Raw genomic sequence first — 19009 nt, 5'->3', positions numbered from 1 at the left:
TGAATCGTCCCTGCCGGGTGTACCCCGTCGTCATCTCGACCCGGCATCCGTAGAGTGGAGGCGTGCCAAGGATTCGAGCGGCCTCCGTGGCCGAGCACCGGACGATGCAGCGCAGCGCCCTTCTGGACGCTGCCCGCTCCCTCCTGTCCGAAGGCGGTACGGAGGCTCTGACCTTCCCCGCCCTCGCCGAGCGCACGGGCCTGGCCCGCTCCTCGGTCTACGAGTACTTCCGCTCCCGGGGAGCGGTCGTCGAGGAGCTGTGCGCCGTCGACTTCCCCGTCTGGGCGGCCGAGGTCGAGGACGCCATGGCGGCGGCCGGCACCGCCGAGGGCAAGGTCGAGGCCTACGTGCGGCAGCAACTGACGCTGGTCGGCGACCGCCGTCACCGGGCCGTCGTCGCGATCTCCGCGAGCGAGCTGGACGCCGGCGCGCGGGAGAAGATCCGCGCCGCGCACGGCGGACTCGTCACGATGATCGGCGACGCCCTGCGCGACCTGGGCCACGAGCAGCCCCGGCTGGCGGCCATGATGCTCCAGGGCGTCGTGGACGCCGCAGTCCGCCGCCTGGAGCTGGGCGGCGCCGCCGAGGACCCGGCCGTCATCACCGAGGCCGCCGTCTCGATGGCCCTGCGCGGCGTCCGGGGCTGACGCCCCAGCCACCACACCGGGCACACGAGCACCGCCCCGGGCGGCACCCCGTCCCGTCCCACCGCCAGCCGGGCCCGGCCCCGTAGCCCTGCGGGAAGCGCCCGGGGCCCTGCCTCCGCCGGAAGCGCCCGGCTCCGTACGCCTGCGGGAAGTGCCCGGGCCTGTGCGGCGGCGGGAAGCGGAACCCCGAAGACCGGCAGCAGCCGGGGCGGGCCGCGGTGCAGCAGGGCGGGCGGGAGCAGGGAGAGCGGGTCCAGGTAGTCCGGGCCCCGCAGCAGGCCCCAGTGCAGACAGTCGTCCACCGGGCAGTGGTGCGCACCGGCCTCCAGCACCGCCACCACCTGGCCCGCCGCCACCTCGTCGCCCTCCGCGACCAGCGCGCGCACCGGCTCGTACGTCGTGCGCAGGGGCGGGTCGCCGGTGCCGGGCAGCGTGACCGACAGCACTCCGCGCCCCGCCACCCGGCCCGCGAACGACACCTCCCCCGCGGCCGCCGCCCGCACCGGTGCGCCCGGCGGGGCCGCCAGGTCCACGCCGCGGTGCCCGGCCGCGTACCGCGAGGGGGGCGGCTCCCAGCCCCGTACGACATCGGGACGTACGCCCACCGGCCAGAAACGGTCCGGGTCCGGGGCGGCGTGCGCCGGTGCGGCCTGCCAGAGGAGGACGGCGAGGGTCAGCGTCATCAGTCGGTGCATGCCGAGAACGCTCCCGCAACGGGCGATTTCGCGGGGATCATGGACCGTTCCTGTGGACAGCCGGGCGGTTGTGGACAACGCCGTCACCCGGCACGGTGCGGGTCCCGTACACTTCTTGTGGCGATCCGGGTCACCGGATCGACTTCGCACGTCCCGCCATCACCCTCGTCGCAGCGGTCAGTGGCAGCGCTGCTCGGTCCTCGGAGTCTCCGACCGCACGGTCCGGACCCTCATGGGCACAGCGCGTGGGGCGTCAGGCGCGACCGCCGTCCGGCGGAAGCGGTAACCGAGTACCTCAAGGAGTACGGCCATGGCCGTCGTCACGATGCGGGAGCTGCTGGAAAGCGGCGTCCACTTCGGTCACCAGACCCGTCGTTGGAACCCGAAGATGAAGCGTTTCATCTTCACGGAGCGCAACGGCATCTACATCATCGACCTCCTGCAGTCGCTGTCGTACATCGACCGCGCCTACGAGTTCGTGAAGGAGACCGTCGCCCACGGCGGTTCCATCATGTTCGTCGGTACGAAGAAGCAGGCCCAGGAGGCCATCGCGGAGCAGGCGACCCGCGTGGGCATGCCCTACGTGAACCAGCGCTGGCTCGGCGGCATGCTGACCAACTTCTCCACCGTCTACAAGCGCCTCCAGCGCCTGAAGGAGCTGGAGCTCATCGACTTCGAGGACGTGGCCGCGTCGGGCCTCACCAAGAAGGAGCTCCTGGTCCTCTCGCGTGAGAAGGCCAAGCTGGAGAAGACCCTCGGCGGTATCCGCGAGATGTCGAAGGTTCCCTCCGCGGTGTGGATCGTCGACACCAAGAAGGAGCACATCGCCGTCGGCGAGGCGCGCAAGCTGCGCATCCCGGTCGTCGCGATCCTCGACACCAACTGCGACCCCGACGAGGTCGACTACAAGATCCCCGGCAACGACGACGCGATCCGCTCCGTCACGCTGCTCACCCGCGTGATCGCCGACGCCGTCGCCGAGGGCCTCATCGCCCGTTCCGGTGCCGCCACGGGCGACTCCAAGCCGGGCGAGAAGGCCGCCGGCGAGCCCCTCGCCGAGTGGGAGCGCGACCTGCTCGAGGGTGACAAGAAGGCCGACGAGGCTCCGGCCGCCGACGCCGCTGCCGCCGAGGCTGCTCCGGCCGCCGACGCCGAGGCCGCCCCGGCCGCCGAGGCCGAGAAGCCGGCCGAGGCCGCTGCCGAGGCTCCGGCCGCGGACGCCGACAAGGCCTGAACCAGCCCGTAACGGCTGACTGACGGCGGGGGAGGGAGCGCACCGCGTGCGCTCCGCCCCCGCCGTCCACCCGTAGATCGCGTCGATCCGGGACGCCCGTGAACCGGGCAGCCCGTGGATCACGTCGATCTGGCGGATCACGACTCGTAGATCACGACTTCCGAGAAGAGATTCACAGACTCATGGCGAACTACACCGCCGCTGACGTCAAGAAGCTCCGCGAGCTCACCGGCGCCGGCATGATGGACTGCAAGAAGGCCCTCGACGAGGCCGACGGCAACGTCGACAAGGCCGTCGAAGCCCTGCGCATCAAGGGCCAGAAGGGCGTCGCCAAGCGCGAGGGCCGTTCGGCCGAGAACGGCGCCGTCGTCTCCCTGATCGCCGACGACAACACCTCCGGTGTCATCGTCGAGCTCAAGTGCGAGACGGACTTCGTCGCCAAGGGCGAGAAGTTCCAGGCCGTCGCCAACCAGCTCGCCGCGCACGTCGCCGCCACCAAGCCGGCCGACATCGCCGCGCTGCTCGCCTCCGAGATCGAGGCCGGCAAGACGGTCCAGGCGTTCGTCGACGAGGCCAACGCCAACCTCGGCGAGAAGATCGTCCTGGAGCGCTTCGCCCAGTACGAGGGCGCCTACGTCACCGCGTACATGCACCGCACCATGCCCGACCTGCCCCCGCAGATCGGTGTTCTGGTCGAGCTGGACAAGGCCGACGCCGAGCTGGCCCGTGGCATCGCCCAGCACATCGCCGCCTTCGCGCCGAAGTACCTCGACAAGGGCGACGTCCCGGCCGAGGTCGTCGAGGCCGAGCGCCGCGTCGCCGAGGAGACCACGCGCGCCGAGGGCAAGCCCGAGGCCGCCCTCCCGAAGATCGTCGAGGGTCGCGTGAACGGCTTCTTCAAGGAGGCCACCCTCCTGGGCCAGCCGTACGCGCTGGACAACAAGAAGTCCGTCCAGAAGGTCCTGGACGAGGCCGGCGTCACCCTGAAGCGCTTCGCGCGCATCAAGGTCGGCATCTGAGTCCGTACGTCCGACCCTGTCGACGTAACGCGAACATCGCCAGGCCCGACTAGGGTCTGAGGCAGCCGCCCGGAGTACGCGCCGGACGGCCGCGGATCTGACGAGGAGGCCATTGCCGCAGAGGGAACCGCAAGGATCCACCGGCAATGGCCTTCTTCGTATGTGCACGAGGAGAATTCCCCCATGAATCAGGCGAATCAGGACAGCGGCAAGAGGACCGGGCGCTTCATGCTGAAGCTCTCGGGCGAGGCGTTCGCCGGTGGCGGTGCTCTCGGTGTCGACCCCGACGTCGTCCACGCCATCGCGCGTGAGATCGCCGCGGTCGTACGCGACGGCGCGGAGATCGCGGTCGTCATCGGCGGCGGCAACTTCTTCCGCGGCGCCGAACTCCAGCAGCGCGGCATGGACCGGGCCCGCTCGGACTACATGGGCATGCTCGGCACCGTCATGAACTGCCTCGCGCTCCAGGACTTCCTGGAGAAGGAGGGCATCGACTCCCGCGTCCAGACCGCCATCACCATGGGCCAGGTCGCGGAGCCGTACATTCCGCTGCGCGCCGTGCGTCACCTGGAGAAGGGGCGCGTCGTGATCTTCGGCGCGGGCATGGGCATGCCGTACTTCTCCACCGACACCACCGCTGCCCAGCGCGCGCTGGAGATCGACGCGGAAGCCCTGCTGATGGGCAAGAACGGGGTCGACGGCGTCTACGACTCCGACCCCAAGAAGAACCCCGAAGCGGTCAAGTTCGACGCGCTGGAGTACAGCGAGGTGCTGGCCCGCGACCTCAAGGTCGCCGACGCCACCGCCATCACGCTGTGCCGCGACAACGACCTGCCGATCCTGGTCTTCGAGCTGCTGGCCGAGGGCAATATCGCCCGCGCGGTCAAGGGTGAGAAGATCGGCACGCTCGTCAACGCCCGGGGCACTCGGGGCTGACAGGTGGGTGGTCCGTACCCCCGGCCCCGCCGGGGGATGGACAATGTCCTGCCGGTCGGACACCGTGCAGGAGACGACGCACGCAGCAGCAGATGTACGCAGCGGCAGGTGCGGGCGGCGACAGCAGCAGTGGTACGCAACAGGTGTACGCAGCAGGTGTACGCAGCAGTCCAAGTCATGCAGCGCAGTTCAAGACATGCAGGAGTACGTGGTGATTGAAGAAATTCTTCTTGAGGCCGAGGAGAAAATGGAGAAGGCCGTCGTGGTCGCCAAGGAGGACTTCGCCGCGATCCGCACCGGCCGTGCGCACCCGGCGATGTTCAACAAGATCGTGGCCGACTACTACGGCGCTCTGACCCCCATCAACCAGCTGGCGTCGTTCTCGGTCCCCGAGCCCCGCATGGCCGTGGTGACCCCCTTCGACGCGAGCGCCCTGCGCAACATCGAGCAGGCCATCCGCGACTCCGACCTCGGCGTCAACCCGAGCAACGACGGCCGCATCATCCGAGTGACGTTCCCCCAGCTGACGGAGGAGCGCCGCAAGGACTACATCAAGGTCGCGCGCAACAAGGCCGAGGACTCCCGGATCTCGATCCGCTCCGTGCGCCGCAAGGCCAAGGACACCCTCGACAAGCTGGTCAAGGACAAGGAAGCCGGCGAGGACGAGGTCCGCCGTGCCGAGAAGGAGCTCGACGACACCACCGCGAAGTACGTGGCGCAGGTGGACGAGCTGCTGAAGCACAAGGAAGCCGAGCTGCTCGAGGTCTGATGAACGACTCTTCCTGGGGAGCCCGGCCGAGGGCGGGCTATGCCGGTGAATGGACCGCCCCCGACCAGGGGCCCCTCCCGGCGGGTCCCGCGTACGATGCGTATGACGCCCAGCACACTCGGCCCATGCCCATCGTGCCCGAGACAGGCAGAGACGCCGACGACCGCGACGACCGGAACCGGGGGACCGCTCCTGCGAGGCGGAGCGGTCCCCCGTTCGGCGACGACATGCCGCAGGGCGGTTCTCCGTTCCGCGAAGAGATGCCGCAGGAGCTCATGTCCACCCCGCCCCCGGCGCCGCAGCAGCCTCAGGCGCAGCAGCCGCCCCCGCCCCCTCAGGCTGCTCAGCCTCTGGCGCCCGAGCCGCCTCCGGCTTCCCAGGGTCCGCACGCTCCTCAGGTCTCCCAGGCTCCACAGGTCCCTCAGGTTCCTCAGAAGAAGCGGGCGGGCCGTGATCTGCGGGCCGCCATAGGGGTGGGTCTCGGTCTCGGCGCCGTGATCTTCGCCTCCCTGTTCATCTGGCCGCCCGCCTTCATCGGCGTCATAGTGGTCGCCGTGGTCGTCGGGCTGTGGGAACTGACCTCCCGCCTCGAGGAGCGCAAGGGGATCAAGGCGCCGCTGGTGCCGCTCGCGGTCGGCGGTGCGGCGATGGTCGTCGCCGGTTACGTGCGCGGGCCCGAGGGCGCGTGGGTCGCGATGGCCCTCACCGCGCTGGCGGTGCTGGTCTGGCGGATGACCGAACCCCCCGAGGGGTACCTCAAGGATGTCACCGCGGGGGTCTTCGCCGCGTTCTACGTCCCGTTCCTGGCCACCTTCGTCGCGCTGATGCTCACCGCCGACGACGGGCCGCAGCGGGTGCTCACCTTCCTGCTGCTGACCGTGGTCAGCGACACCGGTGCGTACGCGGTGGGCTGGCGCTTCGGCAGGCACAAGCTGGCGCCGAGCATCAGCCCGGGCAAGACCCGGGAAGGGCTGCTCGGGGCGATCGCCTTCGCGATGGCGGCGGGCGTGCTGTGCATGACGCTGCTGGTCGACGGCGGCACGTGGTGGCAGGGCATGCTGCTGGGCCTCGCGGTCGCGGCGAGTGCCACCTTGGGCGACCTGGGCGAGTCCATGATCAAGAGGGATCTCGGGATCAAGGACATGGGCACGCTGCTGCCCGGCCACGGCGGCATCATGGACCGGCTGGACTCGCTGCTGCCGACGGCTCCGGTGGTGTGGCTGATGCTGGTGATCTTCGTGGGGTCCGCGTGATCCCGGGTCCCGCGGTCGCCTGACCGGCGCTCGACCTGCTGCTGTACGGATGAGGGGCCCGCTGTCCACAGGACGGCGGGCCCCTCATCCGCTTCTCGCGGCTGAGCCGCCGCCGCTCTCACGGTGGCGGCCGGCCGCGGTCCTGGGCGCGCAATGGCCGCTTTCGGTGGGTGCTCGCGATGTCTGCGACACTGGAGAGACCATGCCTGTACCCGGAGAACTCACTTTCGTCGCGCCCCGCGGAGCCAAGAAGCCCCCGCGGCACCTCGCCGACCTCACGCCCGCCGAGCGCAAGGAAGCGGTTGCCGAGATCGGCGAGAAGCCGTTCCGCGCCAAGCAGCTGTCCCAGCACTACTTCGCCCGGTACGCCCACGACCCGGCGGAGTGGACCGACATCCCCGCCGGTTCGCGCGACAAGCTGCGGGACGCGCTGCTGCCCGAACTGATGACCGTCGTACGGCACCTGTCGACCGACCAGGACACCACGCGCAAGACGCTGTGGAAGATGCACGACGGGACGCTGGTGGAGTCCGTGCTCATGCGGTACCCGGACCGGGTGACCATGTGCATCTCCTCACAGGCGGGCTGCGGCATGAACTGCCCGTTCTGCGCCACCGGGCAGGCCGGTCTCGACCGGAACCTGTCGACGGCGGAGATCGTGCACCAGATCGTCGACGGCATGCGCGCGCTGCGCGACGGCGAGGTCCCGGGCGGACCGGCGCGGCTGTCGAACATCGTCTTCATGGGCATGGGCGAGCCGCTGGCCAACTACAAGCGCGTCGTCGGCGCCATCCGCCGGCTGACCGACCCCGAGCCGGACGGGCTCGGGCTCTCGCAGCGTGGCATCACGGTCTCCACCGTGGGTCTGGTGCCCGCGATGCTGCGGTTCGCGGACGAGGGCTTCAAGTGCCGTCTCGCCGTGTCGCTGCACGCGCCGGACGACGAGCTGCGCGACACCCTGGTGCCGGTGAACACGCGCTGGAAGGTGCGGGAGGTGCTGGACGCCGCGTGGGAGTACGCGGAGAAGTCCGGCCGCCGCATCTCGATCGAGTACGCGCTGATCCGGGACATCAACGACCAGGCCTGGCGGGGCGACCTGCTGGGCCGGCTGCTGAAGAACAAGCGGGTGCACGTCAACCTCATCCCGCTGAACCCGACGCCGGGCTCCAAGTGGACCGCTTCGCGGCCCGAGGACGAGAAGGCCTTCGTCGAGGCCATCGCGTCGCACGGGGTGCCGGTGACCGTGCGGGACACCCGGGGCCAGGAGATCGACGGGGCCTGCGGGCAGCTGGCGGCGTCCGAGCGCTAGTTCGATGGAGCCCCTGTAGGCTGGGCTGCACATTTACATATTTCCGACAGGGGAGCGCCACAGCGCTGAGAGTGCGGCACCGTTCGTTGCGTACGGACAAGGCCGCAGACCCTCTGAACCTTGCCCAGGTCATTCTGGGTAGGAAGTTCGGTCGTTACTCAAGCTGTTGCGCCCTGCCCGCACCCCTTCTTCGGGGGCGGGCAGGGCCGCGTCTCTTCCTGGTCATGCCCAGGAGGATGTTTTGAGCACCATCAAGAGGTACGCCGCCACGGCACTGGCCGCAGCCGTCGGCGTCAGCGCGCTCGCCGCCTGCGGGGGCTCCGACAGTGACTCCGCCCGGAGCGGCGGGGCCGCCTCGAAGACCGTCACGCTGGTCAGCCACGACTCGTTCGACGTGTCGCCCGCCGTGCTGAAGGCGTTCACACAGCAGACCGGTTTCACGGTGAAGGTCCTCAAGAGCGGGGACGCCGGCGCCGCGCTCAACCAGGAGATCCTCACCAAGGGCTCGCCGCGCGGCGACGTCTTCTTCGGCGTCGACAACACCCTCCTCTCGCGCGCGCTCGACAACGGGCTGTTCCAGTCGTACGAGGCCAAGGGCCTGGAGCGAATACCGGCGGACCTCCAGCTGGACAGGGCCGAGCACCGGGTGACCCCCGTCGACATCGGCGACATCTGCGTCAACTACGACAAGAAGTACTTCGCCGACAAGAAGCTGGCACCGCCGAAGACCCTCGACGACCTGGTCAAGCCCGCGTACAAGGACCTGCTCGTCGTGGAGGACGCCGCGAACTCCTCGCCGGGCCTCGGCTTCCTCCTCGCCACCGCCGGTCAGTACGGCGACGACGGCTGGCAGGGCTACTGGCAGAAGCTCAAGGACAACGGCGTCAAGGTCGTCGACGGCTGGGAGCAGGCGTACAACGAGGAGTTCTCCGGGTCCGCCGGCGGCAAGAAGGCCAAGGCGGACCGGCCGCTGGTGGTCTCCTACGCCTCCAGCCCGCCGGTGGAGGTGCTCTACGCCGAGCCGCGTCCGGCCGAGGCCCCGACCGGTGTCGCCACCGGGACCTGCTTCCGGCAGATCGAGTTCGCCGGGCTGCTGGACGGCGCGAAGAACGAAGCGGGCGGCAAGGCGCTTCTCGACTTCCTCATCGGCAAGCAGTTCCAGGAGGACCTGCCGCTGAAGATGTTCGTGAACCCGGCGGTCAAGGGCACCGCACTGCCCGAGGTCTACACGAAGTTCGGTGAGACCGTCGACAAGCCGCTGACCGTCGAGCCCAAGAAGATCACCGACAACCGTGAGCAGTGGGTCAAGACGTGGTCCTCGCTGGTGAAGAAGTAGCCGAGACCCGGCCGGGCGGCCGTCGAGGGCCCGACAGGGGCTCCCGTGGCGGCGCCGGGCCGGCCGGGCGGCGGGGCGCGTGGCGCGGGAGCGCGGTGCGCTGCGGGCTGATGGCCGTGCCGCTCGCCTTCTTCGCGCTGTTCTTCGCCTACCCGGTCGTCGCGATCGTGGGGCGGGGGCTGAGGTCCGGCGGTACCTGGCAGTTCGGGCGGATCGGAGAGGTGCTCGGCGACCCCGACATCGGTGGAGTGCTGTGGTTCACGACCTGGCAGGCGCTCGCCTCCACCGCGCTCACTCTGGTGCTGGCCCTGCCGGCGGCCTATGTCTTCGCCCGGTTCGACTTCCCCGGCAAGCAGTTGCTGCGGGCCGTGGTCACCGTGCCGTTCGTCCTGCCCACGGTCGTGGTGGGCACTGCCTTCCTGGCCGTGCTGGGACGGGGAGGGCTGCTGGCCGAGCTGTGGGGGGTGCGGCTGGACACCAGTGTGTGGGCGATTCTGCTGGCGCACGTCTTCTTCAACTACGCGGTGGTCGTACGGACCGTGGGCGGCCTGTGGTCGCAGCTCGACCCCCGTCAGGAAGAGGCGGCGCGCGTCCTGGGCGCGGGGCGCTTCGCCGCCTGGCGGCGGGTGACCCTGCCCGCGCTGGCGCCGGCGGTGGCGGCGGCCGCGCTGATGGTCTTCCTCTTCACCTTCACCTCCTTCGGAGTGGTGCAGATCCTGGGCGGGCCGTCCTTCTCCACCCTGGAGGTGGAGATCTACCGCCAGACAGCGCAGTTCCTCGACCTCTCGACGGCGGCCGTGCTCACCCTCGTCCAGTTCGCGGCGGTGGGGGTGATCCTCGCCGTCCACGCCTGGACCGTGCGGCGCAGGGAGAGCGCGCTGAGGCTCGTCGACCCGTCCCGTACGGCGCGACGGCCGCGCGGGGTGGGGCAGTGGGCGCTGCTCGGCGGGGTGCTGGCCACCGTGCTCGTGCTGGTCCTGCTGCCGCTCGCGGTGCTGGTCGAACGCTCCTTCGACGGCCCGGACGGATACGGCTTCCGCTACTACCGGGCACTGCAGTCGGCCGACGGAGGCGGTGGAACCTTCCTCGTCCCCCCGCTGGAAGCGGTCGGCAACTCCCTTCAGTACGCCGTCGTGGCGACGCTCATCGCCCTGGTGGTGGGGGGCCTGGCCGCTGCCGCGCTCACCCGGCGTGCGGGACGGCTCGTGCGGGGCTTCGACGCGCTGTTGATGCTGCCGCTGGGAGTGTCCGCGGTGACGGTCGGCTTCGGCTTCCTGATCACCCTCCACCAGCCGCCGCTGGACCTGCGGACCTCGTGGATCCTGGTGCCGTTGGCGCAGGCGCTGGTAGGAGTGCCGTTCGTCGTACGGACCATGCTTCCGGTGCTCCGTGCGGTGGACGGGCGGCTGCGTGAGGCCGCCGCCGTCCTCGGGGCGTCGCCGCTGCGGGCGTGGCGGGAGGTCGACCTGCCGATGGTGCGGCGGGCACTGCTCGTCGCGGCCGGGTTCGCCTTCGCCGTCTCGCTGGGAGAGTTCGGCGCGACCGTCTTCATCGCCCGGCCGGACAACCCGACGCTTCCGGTGGCCGTGGCCCGGCTGCTCGGGCGGGCCGGGGACCTCAACTACGGGCAGGCGATGGCCCTCAGCACGATCCTGATGGTCGTGTGCGCGGTGTCGCTGCTGGTGCTGGAACGCATCCGGCCCGACCGATCCACATCCGGGGAGTTCTGAATGACCGGGGAGTCCCGCATGATCGAGACCGCTGCGCCCCTGCTGGATCTGGAGGCCGCGACGGTGCGCTTCGGTGCGCGGCCGGCGCTCGACGCGGTCGATCTGCGGGTGGCCGCGCGCGAGATCGTGTGCGTGCTCGGGCCGAGCGGCAGCGGCAAGTCGACGCTGCTGCGCGCGGTGGCCGGGCTCCAGCCGCTGGACTCCGGACGGGTGCTCCTGGAGGGGGCCGACCGGACCGGCACCCCTGTGCACCGGCGCGGGGTGGGCCTGATGTTCCAGGACCATCAGCTCTTTCCGCAGCGTGACGTCGGCGGCAACGTCGCGTTCGGACTGCGGATGCGCGGTGCACGGCGGGCCGAACAGACAGCCCGCGTCGAGGAACTCCTCGAACTCGTCGGCCTGCCCGGCGCCCAGGGCCGGTCCGTCGCCACCCTCTCCGGCGGGGAACAGCAACGCGTCGCTCTCGCCCGCGCGCTGGCGCCCCGGCCCGCGCTGCTGATGCTCGACGAACCGCTGGGGCAGCTCGACCGCAGCCTGCGCGAACGCCTCGTCGTGGAGCTGCGCCAGCTCTTCGGACAACTGGGCACCACGGTCCTCGCCGTGACCCACGACCAGGGCGAGGCCTTCGCTCTCGCCGACCGGGTCGTCGTGATGCGGGACGGCCGGATCGCGCAGTCCGGCACCCCGCTGGAGGTGTGGCAGCGGCCCGCCTCGGAGTTCGTCGCCCGTTTCCTCGGCTTCGACAACGTGGTCGAGGCGACGATCACCGGTGAGGCCGCGGACACGGTCTGGGGCAAGGTCCCCGTTGCTCCGGGGGCCCGGCAGGGCCCAGCGCGGCTGCTCGTACGCCCGGCCGGTGTGCGGCTGGTGCCGGCCGCTGAGGGGCTGCCCTGCACCGTGGTCTCCCGCACCTTCCGCGGCCACCACGTCGCGGTACGGCTCCGCCCGGCGGAGGGCCCGTTGCTGGAGGCCGAGTGCCCACTGCGCGAAGCGCCGGAGGTGGGCACGGAGGCCGGGGCGGTGTTCGCGGCGGACGAGGTCGTACTGCTGGAGGGATGAGGGGGCGCCTCCCGGCAGGGGCACCGGGTGGGGCCCCTGCGGGGTGCGTGCGGTCCGCGGGGCCATGTCAGCCGCCTCCTCGGGCCGGCTGCGGGCTGTCCGTGTGGGCGGCGCCCGCCACGACCAGACCCAGCTCGTAGGCCAGGATCACCGCCTGCGCCCTGCCGGTCAGGCCCATCTTGGCGAAGAGCCGGTTGATGTGGGTCTTCACGGTGTGGTCGCTGATGCACAGCCGGGTGGCGATGTCGGCGTTGGAGAGGCCCTGTCCGATGAGGACCAGCACGTCCACCTCGCGGCCCGTCAGCCCCTCGACCTCGTGGACGCCGGCCTGCGGGCGGGCCCCTCGACGGCCAAACTCCGCGATCAGCCGCTTGGTGACCGACGGGGCCAAGAGCGCCTCTCCTGCCGCCACCACCCGTACGGCCTGGAGCAGTTCGGGGAAGGTGGCGTCCTTGAGGAGGAAACCGCTGGCTCCCGCTTCCAACGCGGCGTAGACGTATTCGTCGAGGCTGAAGGTGGTCAGCATCAGCGCTTTCGTGGCTCCCTTGGACGCGGAGACGATCTCCCGGGCGGCCTCGATGCCGTTCTTGTGCGGCATGCGGATGTCGAGCAGGGCCACATCCGGGCGGTACCGGGTGGCCAACTGCACCGCCTGGGCGCCGTCCTCCGCCTCTCCGACCACCTCGATGTCGTCCTGGGTGTTGAGGAGGTTGCTGAACGCGGTCCGCAGGATCGCCTGGTCGTCGGCCACGATTGCTTTGATCACCACGGGAGTTCCGCCTCTACGAGAAAGCCGCCGGCCGGGCCCCGGCCTGCGGTGAGCGTTCCGCCGAGCAGTGCCGCCCGTTCGTGCATGCCGACCAGTCCGTGCCCGGTCCCGTTCGCCGGCTCGGAGACGGGGCCGGGGCCGTCGTCGCTGATCTGGATGGCCAGCGCGTCCGGTTGGTAGTGGAGTTGCACATGGGCGAGCGCGCCGGGCGCGTGCCTGCGTGCGTTGGTCAGAGCTTCCTGCACGATGCGGTAGGCCGAGAGCTCCAGGGAGGTCGGCATCGGCACCTCGTCGCCGCTGACCCGCAGTTCAGCACGCCCCCCCACGGCCCGGTGCTGCTCCAGGAGTTCACCGAGACGAGCGAGCGTGGGCTGCGGTGCGGTGGCCGCCGCGGCGTCCCGGTCCGTGCGCAGCACGCCCAGGAGACGACGCAGCTCGGCCAGCGACGAGCGGGCCGTTTCGGCGATCTGCTGGAAACCCTCGCGGGCCTGGGGCGACAGGTCGGGGGTGGTGTAGAGCGAGCTTTCCGCCTGCACGGCGATCACCGAGACGGAGTGGGACACGAGGTCGTGCAACTCCCTGGCGATCGCGGCCCGTTCCGATTCTGCGGCCTGGCGGCGTTCCATCGCGAAGAGCCGGGCTTGGGAGGCGGCGCGGTCCGCCCGGGCCTCCGCACGTGCTCGGACGGCGTCGCCGGTGGCGAGTGCCCCGAAGACGGCGAGACCCAGGACGAGCGTCTCGGCATAGAGTCCCGGACTCCACCAGTCGGCCGCCCGCAGGGAGAGGGCGGCCGACGGGTCGGCCTGTGCCCACTGAGCGATGTGGAGGAGATTCACCGCAAGGGCCGCCGACAGAATCGCGCCCATCGTCACCGCCGGGTGCAGGACGCGTCGACGCCCGAGGAAGTAGCAGCTCAAAAGGCCGGTGACGGCGCCGGTGGCCGGAATGTCGGCCCCCAGCGCGAAGCTGAGCAGCACCGCGAGGACGCTCACTGCTGCGAGTTCCGGCCGTCGTCGCCGGCCCATGAACGCGGTCGTGGCCAGCAGCGTCGCCGCCGTCACCTGCACGGGCGCAGACGCGAGGGTCTGTTCGGTGAGAGCGAGGAGAGTCAACGCACCGCCGGTGAGCCAGGGTTGGGCGGGGCTTTCGGCCCAGAGGGTCGCCCGCCGTCGCACGGAAGATCGCATACGAGGATTCTTCGCCCCGGTCGGGGTGGTGCGCATCGGAGCACGGGTTGAATCCGAGGAGCCCTCTCATGCCACGGGTTGACGTGGAGATTGGCCCCGTGGTGTGACGCAGTGCGGGCGTCCCGTCCCGCACCGTGAACGCATGACCAGGACAACGGCGGTTCACGACTTCGTACGGCACGAGCGGGTGCAGGGCAGGAGCGGCGCGGACGCGCCCCGGGTTCGGCGCGAGACGGCCCTGTGGATGGTGTGCGCCGCGGGCTCGTTCCTCTTCGGGCTTGTCTCTGAGCTGGGGCCGCATCGGGCCTGGGCGCTGACGGCCGCGTGCGGGTACGGGGCAGCGGCGTGGGCGGCGGCGCGTCCACGGGCCCTTGGACGGGTGCGGTTGCGGCCGGTGGGCGTCGCCGTGGTGGGGGCTGTGCTGTTACCCCTGGCCGCTCTCGTGCTGACCGGACAGGGGCAGTTGGAGGTACGGGTGGTGGAGCGGTCGGCCGAGCTGCTGGCCGCCACCGGGAGCCCGTATGTCACGGAGCCGGCAGTGCTGGCCGACTTCAACCCGTACCTGCCGGGCATGGCGGTCTTCGGCTTGCCGTACGCGCTGTTCGGGGACGGGCTGTGGGCGGACGCGCGGTGGTGGTTCGGGGCGGGATTCCTGCTCGCGACGCTCCACGCGGCCCGGCGGGGGCGGGCGTGGTGGCTCGCCGCGTGCCCGCTGGTGGCGTTGCCGTTGGCGGTCGGCGGGATAGACCTTCCGGTCGTGGGGCTGATGTGCCTGGGCCTCGCATGGGCCGGGCAGGGGAAGGCGGGACTTGCCGGAATGGCGCTCGGGGTTGCGGCCGCTCTCAAGTGGACGGCGTGGCCGGCACTTCCGGTGGCGGTCGCGCTCACGGCCGTCGGCGGTGGGCGCCGGGCGGCGGCGCGGTGCGCGAGTGTCGCCGCAGTGGTCGCGGGGGCGCTGGTCCTGCCGGTGGCGGTGGCCGATCCGGAAGCCTTCTACCGCAATGCGATCGCGTTCCCGCTGGGGCTGGCCGGGGTGCAGTCCCCGGCGGCCAGCCCGCTGCCCGGGTGGCTGCTCGCGATGTACGTGCCCGGCGGCCGGGGCATCGCGCTGGCTCTGCTGGGAGCCGGTGCCCTGCTGATCGGAGCTTCACTGGTGGTGCGGCCGCCGCGCACCGTGCGGGCGGCGGCCGTCCGGCTGGCGTACGGGCTGGCGCTCGCGATGACGCTGATGCCGGCCAGCCGGTTCGGTTACGTCGTCTACCCGTTGGTCCTGCTCGGCGTGTTCGGGCGGCCCGACCGGCTAGTGGGAAGCCTCCACCAAGTGCCGTGGCTCGTCCGGCTCCGTGCTCGCCTCGCCCTCGTGCTTGCCGTACCAGGCGACCGCGACCGCACCCGCCACGGCCATCATGAAACCGATGATCGCGACCCATCCGAACCCCGGGCGGGAGGCGTCGCCCAGCCAGACCACGCCGATCAGACCGGGCAGGACGGTCTCACCCACCACGAGGGCGGCGGTGGCACCGTTGACCGAGCCGATCTGGAGGGCCACCGTGTGCAGGTACATGCCGCCGATTCCAGCGACCAGGATGGCGTACAGGGCCGGGTCGGCGAGGAAGGTCCCGAGGTCGAAGGGGTCCACGCCGTCGAGGATGCGCACGCCGACGCCCAGGGCGCCGAAGCCCAGGCCGGAGAGCAGGCCGGCGAGGATCGCGGCGCCCCCGCCCATCAGACGCACGGCCACCGTGCCCAGCACCATGAGCGCCACGGACACCACGAGCAGCCACCAGTGGGTCGCCCGGTCCGTGTGCCCGCCGCCCTCGTGGCCGGCCGCCGTCGCGAGCAGCACCAGGGATCCGCAGACGACGGCGATCGACGTCCATTCCTTGCGGCTCAGCCGGATGCCGAGCATCCGCACGCTCAGCACCGCCGTGATCACCAGGTTGGCACTGATCACGGTCTGGGAAAGGAACAGCGGCAGCATGCGCGCCGCCAGCGCACCGAGCCCGAAGCCGACGAAGTCGAGAATGGTCCCGACGATGAACTCCCAGGTCATCGCCGCCTTGGCGGTGGAAGACAGGCTGGGGCCGCCGTGCTGCGTGACACCGGCCGCAGCGGTGGCCGACGCGGCCTCCCGGCGGGCGGACTTCCGCGAGCCGACGGCTTGCAGGACGGAGCCTGTGCCGTAGCAGACCGAGGCCGCAATGGCGGTGATGAGGCCGATGAGCACCTGAAGCTCCGTTCACGGAAGTGCGAGTCGTACGTGTCGTCCGGGGAGGACGTGGGACGCCCTCCGACTACGAGACGTGAGTTTTCCCGTGAACGTTGCTTCTGGATCGGCCGTATGTGCCGGAGGCGGTCAGCCGGCCCGCTCGGCGGCGCTGCGCTCGACGCAGAATTCGTTGCCCTCGGGGTCGGCGAGCGTCGCCCAGCCGGTGCCGTCGGGCTTGCGGTGGTCGCCCACCAGGGTGGCTCCGAGCGCGAGGATGCGCTCGACCTCCTCGTCGCGGGTGCGGTCCTGGGGCTGGATGTCGAGGTGGACGCGGTTCTTGACCGTCTTGGAGTCGGGGACCTGGACGAACAGAACCCCGACGCCCGGCGTCTGGAGCAGGGCCTCGGGGTCACCGGGGAAGTCGTCGTCCGCGAGCGGGCATTCGAGCACCGCCGCCCAGAAGGAGCCCAGCTTGTGGGCGTCGGCGCAGTCGATGGTCACATGTCGCACGAGAGATGCCATGCGCGCCACTATGACCGCACGGTCATGCGACGGCCACCGGTTTTGTACGACGGATCAGGTCCGGGGAATCGCCGTGGACCGAAGGCGCTCCAGGGCGGCGGGGGCCTCGGCGACCGAGTCGACCAGGGCGATGCGGTGTTCCATCGGGCGCTCCTCGGCGAGGGCCTGGAGGAGGGGCCACGCCGGGAGCCGTTCCGTCCAGTGGGACCGGTCCACCAGGACCATGGGGGTGGGTTCGCCGCGCGACTCGTAGTAGTTCGGGGTCGCGTTGTCGAAGATCTCCTGGACCGTGCCGGCCGCGCCCGGCAGGAAGACCACACCGGCGGTGGAGCGGGCCAACAGGCCGTCCTCGCGGGTGGCGTTGGCGAAGTACTTCGCGATGTGGGAGGCGAAGGCGTTCGGCGGCTCGTGCCCGTAGAACCAGGTGGGGATACCGACCGAATCGCCGCCCGCCGGCCAGCGGGACCGTACGGCGAAGGCGGCGGCGGCCCAGTCGGTGACGGACGGGGTGAACGACGGGGCCTTGCCGAGGATCAGGAGGGCCTCGTCCAGCATTCCGTCCGCGAGCGGGGCGGCGTAGGCACCGAGGTTGGCCGCTTCCATCGCTCCCGGCCCACCGCCGGTCGCCACCGTCAGTCCCGCGCGGGCGAGGCTGCGGCCGAGCCGGGCGGCCCCGGCGTAGGCGTCGGTGCCGCGGGCCATGGCGTGCCCGCCCATGACGCCCACCACGGGGGAGCCCAGGACGTGCTCGTCGAGGCTGTCGGAGATCGCGTCGTCGTGGACCGAGCGCAGCATGGAGGCGAATATGTCGCCGTCGGCCTTGGTCTGCTGGAACCAGGCGTAGGCCAGGGCGTCGGGTGTCGCCTCGTAGCCGCCGTCGGTGAGGCCCTCGAAGAGCGAGTCGGGGGTGTAGAGCAGCCCCCGGTAGGGATTGAACGGGAGGTTCGGCACCGGTGGGAAGACGAGCGCACCGTCCGCGCGGACCTTGGCTTCCGCTTCCTCGCTCATCGGGCAGCCGAGGAAGACCGCCTCGGTCGCATCGGTGGCCAGCAGAGCTTCCGTACGGTCCGTCAGGTCGACGGACTGGACGCGGTAGCCGGTGAGGGGGCCGCCGACGACGACCTGGTCGAACGCGGCCAGGGTCTCGATCTCGTGGTGATGATCCGGTTGTGGGCGCACGGGGCCATCGTAGGCGGCGGGTGTCCGCGCACGGGAGGGGGCCCGGAGGGGGCTGCCCGGAACGGGAGTTCAGCCGGCAGGGTGCGTGCGAGGTCGGGGCCGGAGGTGGGCGCCGCGGCGGAATCCGCGGCGCCCACGGAGGGCGGGGGTCACGGGGTCAGGGGACCGGCCGCGAGAGTGGCGAGGACCCAGGTGAGCGGGACGAACAGGGTGATGAGGGCGATCAGGCAGGTGACGGCCGCCGCGCGCAGGGTCTGGGCGGCCGCACCCTGGCGGATCAGGGCCTGGGTGGTGGCGGCGCGCGCCTGCCTGGTCTCCAGAGCCACGAGGACGAGGGTCCCTGTCGTGCAGGCCACGACCAGGGCGGCGCCGAGCCCCGTGAGCGGTCCGAAGGAGGGGCCCGGGGCCCGGGAGTACAGGGCGGCGGCTGCGATGAGCCCCGATGCGGTCGCACAGACCACCCCGAGTGGACGGCCGATGCGCCGGGACTCTCCTTGGAGCATGCGCCCGGCCAGGAGGCGTACCGCGCCGGGACGTACGGCCTGGAGCAGGAAGCCGCACAGATGGACCAGCCCGGGGCCGGCCAGTACCAGACCCAGCGCGGTCAGCGACCAGCCGGCCAGGACGCCGGCCGGAGCGATGTCCGCGTGGCCCGGCAGCGGCAGCGTCCGGCCGGGTGCGCCGCCCCGGCTCGCATACGCCTCGACGGCGAGCCCGGCGGCGCTCAGCGCGATCCCCCACGGCAGACCGGTCGGCGGTGAGGTGACGGCGGAAGCGGCGGAGAGGGGGATGGACGACGAGGGCGGCGCGAGAGCCGCGGTGGCCACGCCACGGCCCCTGTCGGCGGTGTACGGAGCACGGGCGGGGTTGTGCGGAGCATTGCCCTTGAGCGGAGCGTTCCCCCCGGCCGGAGCGGGCCCGGCCGGAGCGGGCCCGGCCGGAGCGGGCCCGGCCGGAGCGGGCCCGGCCGGAGCGGGCCCGGCCGGAGCGGGCCTGTCCGGCGAGGTGCCCTCGGCGAGTGGAGTGCCCCCGAGTGGAGCCGTCCTGCCCGTCGGGGCGCCCTCGGCCGGGGGAGCGTCGGTGCCGGGGGTACCCCCGAGCCGAGCAGCCCTCCCCTGCGGAGTGCCCTCGGCGCGCGAGGAGTCGGTGAAGGGTG

14 protein-coding genes and 3 pseudogenes are annotated in these 19009 nt (G+C 71.4%); 11 read left to right on the top strand and 6 right to left on the bottom strand.

Features of this window, described 5'->3' with window-relative positions:
- Nucleotides 1-86: 86 nt before the first annotated feature.
- Entirely contained in the window at nucleotides 87-647 is a 561-nt protein-coding gene (locus ACZ56L_RS28130) for a TetR/AcrR family transcriptional regulator (RefSeq protein ID WP_345229122.1), read from the top strand.
- Between the two features lie 173 nt (nucleotides 648-820).
- Here the strand turns inward: ACZ56L_RS28130 and ACZ56L_RS28125 are convergent.
- A pseudogene (locus ACZ56L_RS28125) lies at nucleotides 821-1330 on the bottom strand (peptidoglycan DD-metalloendopeptidase family protein); the annotation flags it as partial.
- Between the two features lie 322 nt (nucleotides 1331-1652).
- Between ACZ56L_RS28125 and rpsB the strand changes: the two are divergent.
- The 9 genes from rpsB to ACZ56L_RS28080 all read left to right on the top strand — a co-directional run bounded on the left by rpsB (nucleotide 1653) and on the right by ACZ56L_RS28080 (nucleotide 11987).
- A complete protein-coding gene (gene rpsB / locus ACZ56L_RS28120; protein ID WP_471067131.1) occupies nucleotides 1653-2576 on the top strand; it encodes a 30S ribosomal protein S2 in 924 nt (307 codons plus the stop codon).
- Nucleotides 2577-2758: 182 nt separating this feature from the next.
- On the top strand, nucleotides 2759-3595 hold the full coding sequence (tsf, locus tag ACZ56L_RS28115; protein WP_345228071.1) for a translation elongation factor Ts: 837 nt from the start codon (nucleotides 2759-2761) through the stop codon (nucleotides 3593-3595).
- 183 nt (nucleotides 3596-3778) lie between these two features.
- Nucleotides 3779-4531 (top strand): UMP kinase, encoded by a 753-nt coding sequence (pyrH, locus tag ACZ56L_RS28110; RefSeq protein ID WP_345228069.1) that lies wholly within the window; start codon nucleotides 3779-3781, stop codon nucleotides 4529-4531.
- A gap of 211 nt (nucleotides 4532-4742) precedes the next feature.
- Nucleotides 4743-5300 carry a ribosome recycling factor gene (frr, locus tag ACZ56L_RS28105; protein WP_401762263.1) on the top strand — a complete coding sequence of 186 codons (558 nt, stop codon included), beginning with the start codon at nucleotides 4743-4745 and terminating at the stop codon, nucleotides 5298-5300.
- Nucleotides 5300-6553 carry a phosphatidate cytidylyltransferase gene (locus ACZ56L_RS28100; protein WP_471067128.1) on the top strand — a complete coding sequence of 418 codons (1254 nt, stop codon included), beginning with the start codon at nucleotides 5300-5302 and terminating at the stop codon, nucleotides 6551-6553. Before frr ends, ACZ56L_RS28100 begins: the two co-directional genes overlap by 1 nt.
- Nucleotides 6554-6755: 202 nt before the next feature.
- Nucleotides 6756-7862 carry a dual-specificity RNA methyltransferase RlmN gene (gene rlmN, locus ACZ56L_RS28095; protein WP_345228061.1) on the top strand — a complete coding sequence of 369 codons (1107 nt, stop codon included), beginning with the start codon at nucleotides 6756-6758 and terminating at the stop codon, nucleotides 7860-7862.
- A gap of 241 nt (nucleotides 7863-8103) precedes the next feature.
- Complete coding sequence (locus ACZ56L_RS28090; RefSeq protein WP_471067126.1) at nucleotides 8104-9198, top strand: thiamine ABC transporter substrate-binding protein; 1095 nt, start codon at nucleotides 8104-8106, stop codon at nucleotides 9196-9198.
- A gap of 110 nt (nucleotides 9199-9308) precedes the next feature.
- A complete protein-coding gene (locus tag ACZ56L_RS28085) occupies nucleotides 9309-10928 on the top strand; it encodes an ABC transporter permease (RefSeq protein ID WP_471067124.1) in 1620 nt (539 codons plus the stop codon).
- An 18-nt stretch (nucleotides 10929-10946) separates the two neighbouring features.
- A complete protein-coding gene (locus tag ACZ56L_RS28080) occupies nucleotides 10947-11987 on the top strand; it encodes an ABC transporter ATP-binding protein (RefSeq protein WP_471067122.1) in 1041 nt (346 codons plus the stop codon).
- A 67-nt stretch (nucleotides 11988-12054) separates the two neighbouring features.
- Here the strand turns inward: ACZ56L_RS28080 and ACZ56L_RS28075 are convergent, their stop codons facing one another.
- Both ACZ56L_RS28075 and ACZ56L_RS28070 read right to left on the bottom strand, forming a co-directional pair.
- A complete protein-coding gene (locus ACZ56L_RS28075) occupies nucleotides 12055-12756 on the bottom strand; it encodes a response regulator (RefSeq protein WP_471067120.1) in 702 nt (233 codons plus the stop codon).
- On the bottom strand, nucleotides 12750-13943 hold the full coding sequence (locus tag ACZ56L_RS28070; protein ID WP_471067119.1) for a sensor histidine kinase: 1194 nt from the start codon (nucleotides 13941-13943) through the stop codon (nucleotides 12750-12752). The genes ACZ56L_RS28075 and ACZ56L_RS28070 overlap by 7 nt, the downstream gene beginning before the upstream one ends.
- A gap of 142 nt (nucleotides 13944-14085) precedes the next feature.
- On the opposite strand from ACZ56L_RS28070, the pseudogene ACZ56L_RS28065 reads away from it, so the two are divergent.
- Nucleotides 14086-15159, top strand: a pseudogene (locus tag ACZ56L_RS28065) (glycosyltransferase 87 family protein); the annotation flags it as partial.
- 84 nt (nucleotides 15160-15243) lie between these two features.
- Here the strand turns inward: ACZ56L_RS28065 and ACZ56L_RS28060 are convergent.
- From ACZ56L_RS28060 to ACZ56L_RS28050, 3 genes and pseudogenes are all read right to left on the bottom strand, one after another.
- On the bottom strand, nucleotides 15244-16170 hold the full coding sequence (locus ACZ56L_RS28060; RefSeq protein ID WP_471067117.1) for a DMT family protein: 927 nt from the start codon (nucleotides 16168-16170) through the stop codon (nucleotides 15244-15246).
- Nucleotides 16171-16305: 135 nt separating this feature from the next.
- A pseudogene (locus ACZ56L_RS28055) lies at nucleotides 16306-16674 on the bottom strand (VOC family protein); the annotation flags it as partial.
- A gap of 54 nt (nucleotides 16675-16728) precedes the next feature.
- Nucleotides 16729-17853: an LOG family protein gene (locus ACZ56L_RS28050; RefSeq protein ID WP_345228049.1), complete on the bottom strand. Its 1125-nt coding sequence runs from the start codon at nucleotides 17851-17853 to the stop codon at nucleotides 16729-16731.
- Nucleotides 17854-19009 lie beyond the last annotated feature (1156 nt).

This window comes from Streptomyces sp. NPDC039736, from assembly GCF_055596485.1.
Note: the sequence above shows the minus strand (reverse complement) of the source record. Positions and strands in the feature narration are given on the sequence as shown.